13 protein-coding genes are annotated in these 15,987 nt (G+C 33.7%); 2 read left to right on the top strand and 11 right to left on the bottom strand.

Going from position 1 to position 15,987, the window contains the following annotated elements:
• Window positions 1–15: 15 nt before the first annotated feature.
• The 4 genes from IP023_RS11585 to IP023_RS11570 are packed head-to-tail and all read right to left on the bottom strand — an operon-like array spanning window position 16 to window position 5,061.
• Entirely contained in the window at window positions 16–1,692 is a 1,677-nt protein-coding gene (locus IP023_RS11585) for a sodium/sugar symporter (RefSeq protein WP_241790526.1), read from the bottom strand.
• Window position 1,693: 1 nt separating this feature from the next.
• Window positions 1,694–2,845 (bottom strand): aldose epimerase family protein, encoded by a 1,152-nt coding sequence (locus IP023_RS11580; RefSeq protein ID WP_241790525.1) that lies wholly within the window; start codon window positions 2,843–2,845, stop codon window positions 1,694–1,696.
• An 18-nt stretch (window positions 2,846–2,863) separates the two neighbouring features.
• Complete coding sequence (galK, locus tag IP023_RS11575) at window positions 2,864–4,021, bottom strand: galactokinase (RefSeq protein WP_241790524.1); 1,158 nt, start codon at window positions 4,019–4,021, stop codon at window positions 2,864–2,866.
• A complete protein-coding gene (locus IP023_RS11570; RefSeq protein ID WP_241790523.1) occupies window positions 4,021–5,061 on the bottom strand; it encodes a UDP-glucose--hexose-1-phosphate uridylyltransferase in 1,041 nt (346 codons plus the stop codon). Before IP023_RS11570 ends, galK begins: the two co-directional genes overlap by 1 nt.
• Window positions 5,062–5,260: 199 nt before the next feature.
• Here IP023_RS11570 and IP023_RS11565 point away from each other — a divergent pair, with 199 nt between their 5' ends.
• Window positions 5,261–5,905 carry an MgtC/SapB family protein gene (locus tag IP023_RS11565; RefSeq protein ID WP_241790522.1) on the top strand — a complete coding sequence of 215 codons (645 nt, stop codon included), beginning with the start codon at window positions 5,261–5,263 and terminating at the stop codon, window positions 5,903–5,905.
• 19 nt (window positions 5,906–5,924) lie between these two features.
• On the opposite strand, the gene IP023_RS11560 is transcribed toward IP023_RS11565, so the two are convergent.
• The 6 genes from IP023_RS11560 to IP023_RS11535 all read right to left on the bottom strand — a co-directional run bounded on the left by IP023_RS11560 (window position 5,925) and on the right by IP023_RS11535 (window position 12,898).
• Complete coding sequence (locus IP023_RS11560; RefSeq protein WP_241790521.1) at window positions 5,925–6,440, bottom strand: hypothetical protein; 516 nt, start codon at window positions 6,438–6,440, stop codon at window positions 5,925–5,927.
• 44 nt (window positions 6,441–6,484) lie between these two features.
• Window positions 6,485–7,018: a hypothetical protein gene (locus IP023_RS11555; RefSeq protein ID WP_241790520.1), complete on the bottom strand. Its 534-nt coding sequence runs from the start codon at window positions 7,016–7,018 to the stop codon at window positions 6,485–6,487.
• Between the two features lie 12 nt (window positions 7,019–7,030).
• Window positions 7,031–9,694: a carboxypeptidase-like regulatory domain-containing protein gene (locus tag IP023_RS11550; RefSeq protein ID WP_241790519.1), complete on the bottom strand. Its 2,664-nt coding sequence runs from the start codon at window positions 9,692–9,694 to the stop codon at window positions 7,031–7,033.
• 32 nt (window positions 9,695–9,726) lie between these two features.
• Window positions 9,727–10,521: a WxL protein host-binding domain-containing protein gene (locus IP023_RS11545; RefSeq protein WP_241790518.1), complete on the bottom strand. Its 795-nt coding sequence runs from the start codon at window positions 10,519–10,521 to the stop codon at window positions 9,727–9,729.
• A gap of 101 nt (window positions 10,522–10,622) precedes the next feature.
• Window positions 10,623–11,186, bottom strand: coding sequence for a hypothetical protein (locus IP023_RS11540; protein WP_241790517.1), 564 nt, complete (start codon window positions 11,184–11,186; stop codon window positions 10,623–10,625).
• A gap of 320 nt (window positions 11,187–11,506) precedes the next feature.
• A complete protein-coding gene (locus IP023_RS11535) occupies window positions 11,507–12,898 on the bottom strand; it encodes a type III PLP-dependent enzyme domain-containing protein (protein ID WP_241790516.1) in 1,392 nt (463 codons plus the stop codon).
• Window positions 12,899–13,007: 109 nt separating this feature from the next.
• Between IP023_RS11535 and argS the strand changes: the two genes are divergently transcribed.
• Window positions 13,008–14,792 (top strand): arginine--tRNA ligase, encoded by a 1,785-nt coding sequence (gene argS / locus IP023_RS11530; RefSeq protein WP_241790515.1) that lies wholly within the window; start codon window positions 13,008–13,010, stop codon window positions 14,790–14,792.
• 82 nt (window positions 14,793–14,874) lie between these two features.
• On the opposite strand, the gene IP023_RS11525 is transcribed toward argS, so the two are convergent.
• On the bottom strand, window positions 14,875–15,987 hold the full coding sequence (locus IP023_RS11525; RefSeq protein ID WP_241790514.1) for an acyltransferase family protein: 1,113 nt from the start codon (window positions 15,985–15,987) through the stop codon (window positions 14,875–14,877).

Genomic DNA, 15,987 nt, shown 5'->3' with positions numbered 1-15,987 from the left:
TAATATGTTACTTTTTTACCAAAATACTATATATAATGCCGCTGTTGCACCTATTAATAGCAATGATATTACTATAAATGTCGGTGACATTCTGAACATTTTAGCGTCTATTTCTAATCCATTAGGAACTATACCTCTTTTATTATCATAAAGACTGATGATAACCATACCAACAATACATAATAAGAAGACAATGCTCATTCTATCCATAAATGGTATTTCGTAAACACCCATTGCATTAGGAACAGCAAAATTTATCGCTGATAAAAACTCTAAATTTACTAATATTCCTGAAAATTTTAATAAAACAGAGAATATAAATCCACCAATAGTTGCAAAAAGTGCCGCATTCGAGGTTGTCTTTTTCCAGAAGAATCCTAATATGAACATAGCAAAAATACCTGGAGATACGAATCCTGTATATTCTTGAATGTATTGGAACCCTTGTTTCCCTTCACCCATTAAAGCATCGCCAACGACTAAGGCTAGCATCGTACCTAATAATAATGATACTACTACTGCTATTTTACCTACGTTAACTAATTTTGTTTCACTAGCATCTTTGTTAAAAGCTTTTTTGTAAATATCTAATGTGAATATAGTTGCTATACTATTCGCTTTACCTGCTAATGATGCTACAATTGCGGCGGTTAGCGCTGCAAAGGAAAGACCTTTTAATCCCGTCGGCAATAAGGTTAATAATGCGGGGTATGCTTTATTAGGGTCTTGAACTCCACTGCTGGTCAATAGTAAGTCGGGGCTTATAGCTGAAATATCATTTTTGATCATATAATAAACAGCAATACCTGGTATAACGACGATAAGAGGCATTAACATTTTTAAAAATGCAGCGAATAATAATCCATTACGTGCTGTTGGCAAGGAAGCACCTAATGCGCGCTGGGTAATATACTGATTACAGCCCCAGTAGCTTAGGTTTGCGATCCACATACCACCTACGACAACACTTAATCCAGGAAGGTCCATATAATTCTCATTCTCAGGACTGAAAATCATATCAAAGTGCTCGGAAGCACCTTTGTGAAGGTTAGAAAAACCAGTGAATATACCTTTACCTTCAGAAATAATATCCAAAGCTATATATACGGCTACAAAACCACCAATAACTAGCACCAATACCTGTATTACATCTGTGTAACCAATTACCTTCATACCACCCAAAGTAATGAAAATAGCGAATATCGATAATAGAATAATACAAGTGCCTATGTCAATCCCGGAAATACCTCCAATAGCGACAGCGCCTAAATATAGGATCGACATTAAATTTACCACGATATAAAGCATCAACCAGAAAACAGCCATGATCATAGCTACAGTGCCATTATAACGCTGATGTAAAAATTGTGGCATCGTGAAAATCTTATTTTTTAGATAAACAGGCATAAAGAATATAGCTACAATAATTAGAGTAACTGCTGCCATCCATTCATAAGCAGCAATTGCTAAGCCCATTTTGAAACCTGATCCACTCATCCCAATAAATTGTTCTGCCGAAATGTTAGATGCGATCAGGGAAGCACCGATTGCCCACCAGGTAAGTGATCCTTCAGCTAAAAAATAATCTTTAGAGTCTTGAACAGCTGATTTTTTTTTGTAATAAATATATAATCCGTATCCAGATACGATGATGAAGTATACGAAGAATACAATATAATCTTGAAGTTTCATATTAATTTATTGAAAATGAGTATATAGTTTTTGAATTGTAAATTTGATCTGGTTTTAATTTACTATTAGGGAAAGTTGGCTGATTTGGAGCGTCAGGGAAATTTTGTGGTTCTAAGCACAAACCTGTTCTAAAGGAATCTTTTACCCCATTTTTTAAGATTACATTTTCAGCCATAAAATTACCACTGTAGAATTGTAGACCTGGCTCTGTAGTATAAATATCCATAGTAATGCCTGTTTTATCACCGATAATTTTTGCCGCGTGGTTCATTTCTTTACCCTTAGTTTCGTTTAATACATAGTTGTGATCATAACCTTTTCCGTAGGTCAGTTGTTGATTTTCAATATCTATATCTTTGCCGATGGCTTTTAATGAAGTGAAATCAAATGGCGTACCTGCTACATTTGTTATTTCACCTGTCGGTATTAACGTGCTATCTACAGGTGTGGTCGCATCGGCAAATATTTGAAGTTGATGGTCTAATATAGTGCCTGAGCCCTCACCATTCATATTGAAATACGTATGATTACTAAGGTTTAAGTAGGTTTCTTTATCTGTAATTGCTCGATAAGTAACGGTCAACTCATTTTGGTTATTGATCGCGTAGGTGACATCGATTTGTTTATTTCCTGGAAATCCATCTTGAAGATCGGGATGTAAATAGCTAAATCGAATGGAATCTTTGAATACTTCGGTATTCCAAACGACAAAGTGAAGCCCATTTTTACCACCATGTAGTGTATTAGGGCCGTTATTTATAGGTAAATTATAGATATTATCTGCTATCTCGAATTTACCATTGGCGATTCGATTGGCTACGGGACCGACTATAGCCCCAAAATACGGTTCCTTGGGATTATTGTATTCGGCAGCAGTTTTAAACCCTAATGCTACATCAATAAGCTTTCCTTCTTTATCAGGGGCTATAATACCGACAATACGTGCCCCGAAGTTTGTTAAATAAACCGTGAAACCGTTGTTGTTCTTTAGGGTATATAAATTAGCTTCTTGGTCATTTATTGTGCTCTTAAAACTAATACTATCAACTGTAGCAATATGGTTTGTAGCATCAGTATTTGACTTTTTACTACCCGTACATGAATATGCCGATGATGTAAATAAAAACAGAGTTAATAATCGTGTTAGGTTCATAATTGATTGTTTTTTATTTTATAATAACATTGAGGTTCCGTTTGATATTTTTACTTTTATGGGTGTTAGTTCTAAATTGAATTTCTCTTTGTAGGCTGGAGATAAAGTATTAATGAATGATTCGGTATTTCCTTTTTTGATTAGGTTGATCGTACAGCCACCAAATCCACCACCCATCATGCGGGCGCCAACTACAAATTCATTGTTTTCGGCCTGTGAAACTAAAAAATCTAATTCGGGACAACTAACCTCATATTCTTTACTCAATGCCCAATGTGCCTTAAATAATAACTGCCCTAATTCAACCATATCCTTATTTTTGAATGCTTCAACAGCATCATGCAGGCGTTGGTTCTCTTGGACAATAAATCTACACTTGGTATATACATCTTCATCTTTGGGCTTTACGATAGCATCTAATTGTGCTAATGTAATATCTCTTAATGATTCTACTGCAGGATATTGCTCTTTTACCCATTTTACACCTTGTTCGCACGAATTCCTTCTATCGTTGTAAGCTGTAGAAGCCAAATTGTGCTTTACATTCGTGTTTAATAGGATAATCTCATATTCAGACCAATCTAAAGATACATATTCAAAAGTTAATAATTTGCAGTCCAGTTTGATAGCGTGATTTTCTTTGCCTAAAACTGAAGCGAATTGGTCCATGATACCACATTTTAGACCGATATATTCATGCTCTGTTTGTTGACCTATTTGTGCTATAGCTATACGTGATAATTCACAGCCGAATAATTCATTAATTCCAAATCCTGTAGCGCATGATAGCGCTGCCGAAGAGGATAGGCCTGCTCCTAAAGGTACATCGCCTTCAAGATATAAATTAAATCCTTTTACTTTATCTGTTGTTTTGTGGATCAATTGAGCAACACCAATTATATACTTAGCCCAATCAGGAGCATTGCTGTCTATCGTGTTTAGAACAGTTTGATAATGTTCTTTATAATCAGCTGAAAAAAGATGTAGTTGATCATCATTTCTTTCGTTGAGGGCCACATATATGTACTTGTCGATTGCAGCAGGAAGTACAAAACCATTGTTATAATCGGTATGTTCACCTATAATATTAATCCTCCCAGGAGATTTTACAGTTACCTGAGCATCTTGATGGAATATATCTTTAAAAGAAGCGTTTATGGATTCTTTTGTAATCATTATTTCGTTGTTTTATAATGTATGTTTGATTGTCTTTTGATTACATCTGCCGCAAATTCAGGCGTAATATCTCGTTGTGGTGTTGCTAACATTTCATAGCCAACCATAAATTTTTTTACGGAAGCAGAACGTAATAGGGGTGGATAAAAATGCATATGCCAATGCCATTCTTCATAGTCTCCATTATTTACAGGCGCTTGATGCATACCTGCAGAATAGGGGAATGATGTGTTGAATATATTGTCATATTTGGTGGTTAATTCTTTAATAGTTTTGGCTAAATCTATTTTCTCTTCTTCCGAAAACTGAGCGATATTTTGGTGCTGAGCTTTACTTATTAATAGTGTTTCATATGGCCATGAAGCCCAAAAGGGAACCACCACTATAAAATGATCATTATTAATAATTACACGCTTTTGCTGTTTTTCCTCTAGTTGCCAATAATCACTTAATAAAGAAGTACCCCTTGTAGTATAATGTTTTTTGAATTGTGTGGTTTCTTTTTCGATTTCTGTAGGCAGCGTGTGTTGCGCCCATATTTGTCCATGTGGATGGGGATTACTACAGCCCATTATGGATCCTTTATTTTCAAATATTTGGATGTATTTTATCCATTCTATTTTTGATAATTCTATAAACTCCGATTGCCAGACATCGACCACTTTTTTTATCTCATCCTCCGTCATTTCTGGTAAAGTAAGATCATGTCGTGGACTAAAAGCGATCACTTTACATAAGCCTTTTTCGGATTCTGCTTTCAATAGATTTTCTTCATTATATTCACCAGAAGGTGTATCGGACAATAAAGCAGAGAAATCATTAACAAATACGAAGCTATCTTTGTAGTCTGGATTCGTGGAACCATCTGCGCGTGTATTGGTAGGGCATAAATAACAGGCATCATCATATGCAGGGCGTTGTTCAGTTGAAATATCTTCAACCTGACCTTGCCATGGCCTGTTGTTGCGATGCGGAGAAACTAAAACTTTTTCCCCATTTAGTAAATTTGTCCTTAAATGAGGTTGATTTAAATCTAACATAAAATATCTTTTGGCTGTGATCTTGGTTAAAAATCAACACTAATATATGTTTATATATTTAATTTTCAAGGTACTTTAGTGTAAAAAATACACCTAAAAGTAATTTAAACTTTTACATCTCTATAATGTGTTATTTAATTTTTATTTTTGGCTAATTTAAGAAGTATATAATGATTATATAGCGATTATTTTATAACATATGATGGATTTTTTATTAAATAATGAGATGTTTCATGCCATTCTAGTTTCTGTTTTATGTGGAGCAATAATAGGTGTCGAAAGGGAATACAAGAATAAATCCGCTGGCTTTAGGACTGTTATATTGATATCGCTAGGGGCAACGATATTTACGCTGGCATCTCGTATGGGGGATCTCTCAGACGATCGCATCGCTGCGAATATTGTGACAGGTATAGGTTTCTTAGGAGCTGGCGTAATATTCCAGGGACGCTTCACAGTGCAGGGGCTGACTACAGCGGCAGTGATCTGGTCTACGGCAGCTATAGGTATGATAGTGGGCTTTGGGGAGCATATTTTTGGCCTAAGCTTGGCCGTTATTATGGTGATCGTCCTATCGGTTTTTCAAAAAATAGAAACTATGATGGCTGATTTATACTTGTCACGAACTGTACATGTGACATTTATAGATAGTAATGTTGATCGTTTGAAAGACTTTCAAGATTTTTTAAATTCACATCATATTAGTGTCAATAGAACCGGTTTAGAGAAAGATCAAAATAGGATAGGAGCAACTTTTGAAATATCTGGTAGCCGCAAATTAATACGTACCGTGAATGAGCAAGCGATCGGTTTAGATTATGTATATATGTACAATAATCCATAGCAGGGGATTTATTTTCATATTAAATCGCAGTAATGGTGAAAATAACTTTTGTAGCATAGTTTTTAACGGGTAATACGACAGACACACCTCTGAGCTTTAATTGCAATGGTATGTTAGTATAGCTGGCTATACTAAGTACAGCTTCAATGTTAAAAATTTCTTGGGGTATATTCGTTAGCGTAATTTCATTTAGACTGCCGTATAATTTGCAATTGACACATATTCCTTCTAAAGTTCCAGGTCCTGTTCTTTTTATGCTAAGTGTTAATAGATTGTTCCATGTACTGTTTTCTTGATGAACAGATATTTTTCCATTCCCTAGTCCTGTTAATCCTATTAGTGGGACATAGGCATTTAGTAGGATTTGATTTTCGGCACTACTATATTCACTGGAATAATCATTCCCTGCTTCGGTGATAGCTGTTGGAGTGATATTCCATGTCGGGGTAGAGGTGGTAACAGTACGAAACAATATTTGAGCAGTACAGCTTATTGATGCTAGTGTTAAAACGAATAGTATAAATATTATACGCATAAAGGCTTGTTCTATATTCAGGGTGTGTATTGATTTGTTTGTTTTCATTCGCTTAAGATAGTGTAAGTAATCATTACCGTTTTATTACTTAATGTTTTCAAAGCACTGTAGTCATTTGTTATTAATGTGATACGTAGATTGTGGCCATTATTTATCCCATTACCAGTGAAGGCTCCTTTTATCCCATTTAATAAATTTTGAGAAAGTGTATTTAATGTAATTTCTGGATTTGGTATCCCTAGAATTCCCTGGCCAGATCCAGAGGTAGGAAGTGCTACTATTTTAATACTTACCCCTGGTATTATCTCACTTAATGATGCGGTTATTTTCCTACTTAAGCCATTCTCAGTTATTGCTGAAGTGTAGTTTATCCATTTTGTAAGATTAGCTGCCGGACCAATTATAGGCTCTCCTGCTTCAGTAGGGGCGGTGAAATCAAAAATTAGTGGAGTTGAAGGCTCTATGTCCATAAGCATCACTGTGGTCAACGTGAGATTAACTGTACTTGTAGCAGTTGATTGTCCATAGATATGGAACACATAAAATAATAATAGATTTAATATTAAAATAGATTTCATAACTATTTTAGTCTATTTAGCACCGATATATCCAACATTAATAGGCTCTTGTTGATAAAATATTTCCTTTTGATTAGCTTTTATTTCTATTTGAATTTGTTTTAGTTCACTAGGGACTAACATAAATTCAAAGGTGTCCGTAGCAATTTTTAAGTTTTTATTTAAAGAGTTCGCATAAATTTTAATCTTCCATGATCCTGGCTGCAGGTAAGTGAAGTCAAATGAAGTGTTAATTCGTGCTATTCTCCTTAACGTCTTATTACCATCTGTAGCTTCAATAATGATATTGGTAGAAAGTATTGTTTCTAAATCCGTAGATAAAGAATTTGGATTTAAATAGTCATTATATTTTATATTGCCCTTTATAACAGCTGCTTTTGTAATTTCAAAGTTCTGTTGATTCAGATTTTCGCCTACAATGGTTATAGCCTTGGGTAAGGAAATTCTACTGATAGCATCTATGGATAATGTACTTCTGTCTATGTCTAGATAATAATCACCGGGTACTATATTTTTAAAGGTATAATTGCCGTCTTTATCCGTGATGGCATAATTATTACCTAATTGAACACGTATACCTTTGAGGCCTTTGCTGTTGTCACTTATATGACCAGTTAGAGAAGTGTAAGTGATTATTTTTTTTATAGGTACGTTCAATAATGCTTTGTACTTTAAAGACACAATAAGATCTTTGTCGCCGATTTCCCCTCTTTGTATTAAGTATCTTCCCGATAATTCAAGCGCGTGATTGTTGCCTATATTCTGTATTACAGATCCTTCAAATTGATTTCTATCAGCATAGTATTCTTCAGGAATATAATTACTTTGATAAAAAATATTAGCCATAGTGCTCTTTGAAAAGATTTTATTTAACCGTCCTCCATAATAAAAGTTCTTTTGATTGCTATAATCATATCGAGAGGTGTTGTACATACTTCCGTAGATCATCAAATTTGCATTGTATTTATAAATGCTTAAGCTTACCTGTTGTATTGATGATTTGCCTTTTTTATTACTTAGATTATTTTTTGTATACCCAAAATGATTGTTGATATCAAGTTGAATTGGCCCTAATTGCTGATTTATATTTATTTTTGTAAATAATTCTTCATACTTGAATAGGCTTTTTGTCAATCTATCTTCATTTTTCATATAGCCATTAAATAAAGTTATTTTTCCCTTTTTAGCATAATTGTAATCTATTCCAAATTGTGTCTGTTTAAATAGAGGAGCTTCAAAAAATAGCGTATCTCTTTGTCTATTTTTCTCATTTTGAGAGTGAGTTAGAAAAGCATTTATTTTCGATGATATGGTATAGTTTAAAGCACTATTTATATTCGTTGTATTAGCAAAGTATCCTCTAAAATTTGGAGAACTATAAGAGTAGTTTATTCTACCATTAAATTTCTTGAGTTTTGTATTTAAGTCAATCCTATATGCAGAACCATCTAATTTACTATGTTTTGAATACGCATATTCAAATTCTATAGCTGTGTGTTTGATTATATTTGTTGTGTATATCACGTAAGGTAAGTGAGTACTGCTGTTTTTTGTTTGTCTTTTTTGTAAGTATCCTATTGATAGAGTGTTCGATTTGTTGATGGCATAATTACTTTTTATATTGAACTCATCTTCGATATTTTTAAAGAATCTTGGCTTATTGTAAAAACCACTTAATCCAAATTTACCTATTTTGTATTGTACTTCTACACCTTTGCCATATCGTGCATATTCGGTCAAATAAGAAGAGCTATATACTTTGTCACCAATATGAATGTAGATATCTTTATTGCTATATGTAGCATAGTATTCATCGTATTTCGTATAATAATATTGTTCAATAGGGTTTTTGCTTATAATTTTCATCTCCAAAAGATCATTATTTCTTTTATTTAAACTAGTATTCAGATATAATTCTCCTTGAAATCCATGCTGGCTTTTGTTTTGCTGTCTCATATTAATATAATTGAGGGATAGTTGGATAGGTAATCTCTTGTAAGCATCCATTGTTTGTGGATTGATGGGGATTATTTTAGTATTCGTAAATGCAGATAATTTATTTTCAGTATTTCGGCCATTGATGGTTACATCTAAGAGCTGATTATTTTCTTTTGCTTCCTTAGGATTTGTAATTTTGTACACCCTAACTATCTTTTCTTCTTGAGGTTTTAAATTTACTGTATTGTTACCTAAAATTGTCCCATGATTACTTTTTACAATAATAGTTTGTTTAGTGTTTCCAGTGTTTTTAATGGTGAAGTCAGAATTAATTGTATCTCCAGCTTTTACATAATCAACACTATTTAAGGTGTTTAGTGTGAATTGTTCGTTTTTTGTAACGTTGATTTTAAGGTCAAATAGTTGATAGCTAGTGGATTTATTGTCTACTATTTTCAAGGTTATTATATGTTCTCCATAATTACAATCTTTTGTTATACTAATTGGGAGCAGTATATTTTCTTTTTGTTGTGGCTGAATTTCTATTATTTTCTTTGCATTTAGTAACAATATTTTATTGGATTGGCTATATGTTGTTAGTTCATATGTTACTTTATGGTTTTCTTTATTGATTAAGATAATCGGAATAGTAGTATTCGTTCCAGGTTCGTATGTGTATTTTTGTGGTACGATAGTTATATTTATTTCATTAGCCTTAATGGAGAATGGTAATATCAAAATGTAAATTATTGCCCCCCAAATCCTCATTTTTATACATCTAGCTCAAATTCTATAGCGAAAATATTATCTAGCTCATCTTTCGCAAATGCTACCAATTTATACGTGCCACTTTTTAATCCTGATATGTCTATTGGAAATGTTTTGGATGTATTTGGTAGCAAGCCTAATGTTTGACTCATGAAATTTCCTTCCATTTTTATACCATCTTTTTTATCAAATATATCGATAGAAATATTCGCTCTACAAAATATTTTGCCATCATTAGCAAGGGCTATTTTTAGGTATTTTTGAGGATTAGAATTATCTACATTAATAGTTTTAAACTTTATTACCGGGCTTAATGATTGCGTGGAGTAATCTGTTATTAGCTGAATAGCATATCTTACGACAGAATTGATCTGTAAACCATTGGTCGAGTTATTCGGTGGAATCTCTTCTACGGGCTCGATCATACATGTACTCCAATAGGTACCTTTATCTGTGATATGATTAGGTACTGTAAATTCGAAACTGAATTCTGATTTTTGACCTGGTTGTAGTTCTATATGATTTGTGTTAAATTTTAACCAATCTGTATTCGTTAATTTATTGGAGCCAGGCGCTGTGTAATATATTTCACCTTCTGAATTATAACTCATGTCTTGTAAATAGAGCTTTATGCTTTTTGTGGTTTTACCAATATTTTGTACTTCAATTTTACCAGTATAAATTTGTCCTTTTTCAGTTTTAAATTGATGGGTTAAACCATTTACAATTATAATATTGGCTTTTGTATTATAAAAATTGCCTATTATTAGTAATAATAGAATTATATTTTTGATCATAGATAATTAGGTTGGTTATATTAACTTTTTTTTTAATAGAATTTGCATACAAATACTTTTGTACAGTCATGAGGCATATTTATATGCAAATTCTAATAAATTTATAGTTCGTCAGAAATTGTATAGGTTACCGTCGTTGATTTAGCAGCAGCACCAATAATTGCACCATATGAACTATTAGTAGGGGTCAATGTATAGGTTAATTGGTGCCCCTTTTCGGTTCCTGTGCCCGTGTACGCACTGCCTATGGCAGTAATTAGGGGTTTGTCGGCTGTAGTTAACCCATCAGCAATAGTAGTTGGTCCTCCTACAATACCTCCCCCTTCACCAGCATCAGGTCCGGCGACTAATCCTATAGTAGCACCATCGATTAAATTACTTAATTTCACTGATATTTGTTTTGTTTTATTCTCGGCAACTATTGTGCTATAATTTAGCCATAAAGAATTGTTCGCTGTTGGTGCTACAATTGCTTCTCCAGCTTCGTTTGGAGCGGTGAAAGAAAAGGATATATTTGCTCCAGACGTCGCTTCAATATCTATTATAGAAACCAAGGGGATTGTTACGTCAATACCATGAGTAGCTGTCTGTCCATCTACTTGAGCAGATGCAGTGCCGCATATTGCAATTCCTGCTAATGTGAGGTAAATAAATTTTGTTCTCATAAATAATATTATAATTGAGGGTTAAATATTTTTACTATATTACAATATTTGTACCAATATTATTTGGTTTCATTTTTAGATCATGGTAGTTTAGCTACTTCACCTCTTTTTAATGAGGTATATAAATAACGATGAATTTTTATTTATAAAGATAAAAGCATGTATTTGGAATGTTTTTGTCCTTAAATGGACGTTAAATACACGCTAATATGGGGATAATAGCCGCTAATATATTTCGATAGGGAAGGGAAAGGGAATGGATGTATTAAACCAAAAAAGGAGCTTTCTCAAGCTCCTTTTTTGGTTTAATATTTTTGGTATTATTGGTAACCCAAAAGTTTCATTACTTGTTTGGAGTTTTGCTCCTCCCCAAATACCTCGTAATTGAATGTTTCATCTCTATTGCGACGTACGAGTACGTGTTTTGGTGAAGGCAGTAGACAGTGGTGAATACCACCATATCCTGACAATACATCTTGGTATGCTCCGGTATGGAAGAATCCCAAATACTGTACTTTACGTGTTTTAGGCATAAATACCGAGTTCATATGTGCTTCTTGATTGTAATAATCTTGACCATCACATGTGATACCACCTAGGTTGACACGCTCATACTCTGAATCCCAATTGTTGATCGGTAGAAGGATGTATTTTTGATTCAATGCCCATACATCAGGTAAATTAGTGATAAATGAACCATCAATCATAAACCATTTCTCACGGTCATTTTGTTGCTTACGTCCCAATACTTTGTACAAGATACCTGAAGCCTCAGCTACGGTATATTTACCAAATTCAGTGATGATATCTGGTTCTAATACCTCGTGGTGCGCACAGATTTGTTTGATGCGATTTACAATTTCATTGACCATATATTCATAATCAAAATCATGAACCAATGAATCCTTAAATGGCATACCACCGCCGATATCTAAGGTGTCTAAATCGGGGTTTATTTTTTTGAATTTACAATAAAGTGTAACATATTTTTCCAATTCATTCCAGTAGTACGGCGTATCCGAAATTCCTGAATTGATAAAGAAATGTAATAGTTTAACTTTAAAGTTTGGATTATCTGCAATCTTGTGATTGTAGAAATCGATAACATCTTCTTGACGAATCCCTAAACGTGATGTATAGAATTGAGAGTCTGGCTGCTCTTCCGAAGCAAGGCGTATACCTAAAGCACAAGGCTCTTCCAATTCAATCTCATCATCATATAGATTGAACTCTTCTTTGTTGTCTAATACCGGGATTATATTTTTATAACCATCATGGATCATATCGATGATATACTGCTTGTATTGGTAGGTCTTGAAACCATTACATATCACAGTGATATCTTTTGTTACCGTACCTTGTCTTTCCAATGAATCGATCATCGGCATATCAAATGCGGATGATGTCTCTAAGTGGATGTCATTTTTCAAAGCTTCTTCAACGATGTGTTTGAAGTGCGATGATTTAGTACAATAACAATATTTATACGATCCTCTATAATTATGTTTTAATATAGCGGTTTGGAACAAGATTTTCGCTTGTTGTATTTTTTTACTGACAATGGGAAGGTAGGTAAAACGCAATGGCGTGCCATACGTCTCTATCATTTCCATCAAATTCAGGTCGTGGAAGTACAATTCGTCATCGATGATTTCGAATCCGTCTTGTGGAAAACCAACACTTAAGTCAAGAAATTCCTGATAGCTCTGCATTTTTTATTATTTTTGGCAAAGATATGCTTTCAGAATGAATACCTAAACACTTATGGTGTTATTTTTGTTATTCATTTTCAGGGAGATATAAATATTACATAATATTTACATGGCTAATTCGATACAACAAACGCTCGTTGAACAAACGGTAGCAGCCGTAAAAGTACTTTACGGAGCTGATATTCCAGTAGGACAAATCTCTTTACAAGAGACTCGTAAGGAGTTTGAGGGACAAATTACAATCGTTACTTTTCCGGTAACGCGATTTTCAAAAAAATCCCCTGAAGTGACAGGAACAGAAATAGGAGAATATCTTCAACAGCATGTTGCAGAAATGTCTGCTTTCAATGTTATTAAAGGATTTTTGAATATTTCGTTGTCAGATTCGTATTGGATTACTTTATTGAATGAGACAATTATCCAGGATGGATATGGACAGTTCCCTAAAAATGGCAAGAAATTGATGGTTGAGTATTCTTCACCCAATACCAATAAACCATTGCACTTGGGACATATTCGTAACAATCTATTAGGCTATTCAGTAGCGGAGATTTTGAAAGCTTACGGTTATGATATTATCAAAGCTAACTTGGTAAATGATCGTGGTATACATATCTGTAAATCTATGCTGGCTTGGCAAAAATTTGGTGATGGTGAAACGCCCGAATCGTCGGGCCTGAAAGGGGACCATTTGGTAGGTAAGTATTACGTTGTCTTTGACAAAGAATACAAAAAGGAAATCGAAGCCCTAAAAGCAGAAGGTCAATCCGAAGATGACGCGAAGAAAAATGCACCATTGATGAAAGAAACACAAGAGATGTTGCGCCAATGGGAGGCAGGTGATGATGCTGTGATTTCACTATGGAAGACAATGAACGGTTGGGTGTATGATGGTTTTGCAAAAACGTACAAACAATTGGGTGTTGACTTTGACAAGTACTACTACGAGTCTAATACCTACTTATTGGGTAAGGATATCATTCAAGAAGGTTTGAATGCTGGTGTTTTCTTCAAAAAAGAAGATAATTCGGTATGGATAGATTTGACAGATGAAGGATTAGATCAGAAATTGGTATTGCGTGGTGATGGTACTTCTGTATATATTACACAAGATCTAGGCACAGCACAGTTGAAGTACGATGAGTTTGGAATGGACGAGTCTATCTATGTCGTAGGTAACGAGCAAGATTATCACTTCAAAGTATTATTCGCTATTCTTAAGAAATTGGGCAAATCATGGGCTAGTGGTATGTTCCACTTGTCGTATGGTATGGTGGATCTTCCTTCCGGCAAAATGAAGTCACGTGAAGGTACTGTTGTCGATGCGGATGACTTGATGGCCGAGATGGTTGAAACAGCTGCTGCGCGTACCGAAGAATTGGGTAAGACAGAGGGTTTTGATGCAGACGAGAAAAAAGCATTATACAATGCTATCGGTATGGGTGCTTTGAAATATTTCTTATTGAAAGTAGACCCTAAGAAACGTCTATTATTTGACCCTAATGAGTCGGTAGACTTTCAGGGACATACAGGACCATTTATTCAATATACCTATGCACGTATCAAATCGGTATTGCGTAAAATAGAATTTGATGGTACAAAGGCTATTGCTATTCCTGCTACAATATCATCATATGAACGTGACTTGATCCAAAGTCTTGGAGAGTTTCCTAATGTAATAGAGGCATCAGCGAAGGACTTTAGCCCCGCACAATTGGCAAACTATGTATATGAAATCGCCAAATTGTACAATAAATTTTATCATGAGGAAACAATTTTGAAAGCTGAAGATGAGGATGTAAAAACATTCCGTTTACACTTGTCATTAGCAGCATCTAGGGTAATCGCTGAATCTATGCGTTTGCTAGGTATACAGGTGCCCGAAAGAATGTAATTGCATACAAAATACGTATACGCAAGGGTCATATGAGTTAAATCATATGACCCTTCTTTATTTGACACTTATGTAGTGTACTTTAGTTTTTTAAATGGATTGTATCTGGAGTGTGAATAGCTGTATTGGTTGCTTCTAAAGATACTACAGTATCAATTTTAGTTTTGTTTTTTAGGCTTTTCATTGGTAGAATAAAATATGCAACTTTTTTTATTTTAAATGTTAATTTATACAGTAAGCAACAAATAACTAAAGTCAATATAAAAATCGCTATATCTACATATAGGTTGACTCCAAAATATTTTATAGCGATTGGATATAGTAGGTAATTTCCTATTAGTATGTGAAATGCTAAAATAAAAAAACTACTATAGGAACAGTACACAAATAGGATGGCAAGTATTTTATTTTTAGAGATTAGTTTAGCCATATTTAGTATTATTATGATTCCTGAAATCATAATAATAAAAGTTGGAATAAATGATCCAAATTTATTTTCAAAAAGATCGAGCTCTACCAGTAATATACGCTTAAAAAATATTGAAATACCAAATACAATAAGTGATAATAGAAGGATGTACTTGCTGAAAATAATGGGAGTGTAGTTTTCCTTCTTTGTAATATAGCCTATCAGCAGGATCAAAAAGAAATATAGTATAGCATGAAATTTAAATATATATATTTCGATATTTGCTCTATTAATTATAGACAGTAAAAACAGCAATAATAAGGCTAGAGAAAAAAAGTAAATTTTAGCATATTTCTCATTGATGGTGTGTAGACTTTTAAATAATATTAAAGACATGAATAGTATAAAAGGAAACCATAATGGAAACATACTTTCATATAGTATGAAACGCCGACTTTGGATAAAGGCCTCTTTAATAGTTAAGGAATCGTATTGTATTAGTGTGAAGAAGTTGCAGCAGAAAACTAAGATAAATAGCGTTATTATTGGTTTTATTAAACTATCAAACTTGTTGATTATAAAATTATTTAAAGTAGAATTTTTTGTAAAAAGTAAGCCGGTTATAAATATAAATAACGGCATTTTGAAAAAATAAAAATACTCTCTATTAATTGATAGTATCAAAGGATAATTTTTCATTAATTCCAGATGTCCTATTGTCATAAGTATAATACTTATCCCCTTAGCAACATCAAGAGTTAGATCTCTTTCTGTGTTGATATTCAT

It is taken from the genome of Sphingobacterium rhinopitheci (assembly GCF_022627575.1).
Taxonomy (GTDB): Bacteria; Bacteroidota; Bacteroidia; order Sphingobacteriales; family Sphingobacteriaceae; genus Sphingobacterium; species Sphingobacterium rhinopitheci.
This window is presented reverse-complemented; position numbering and strand designations above follow the sequence as displayed.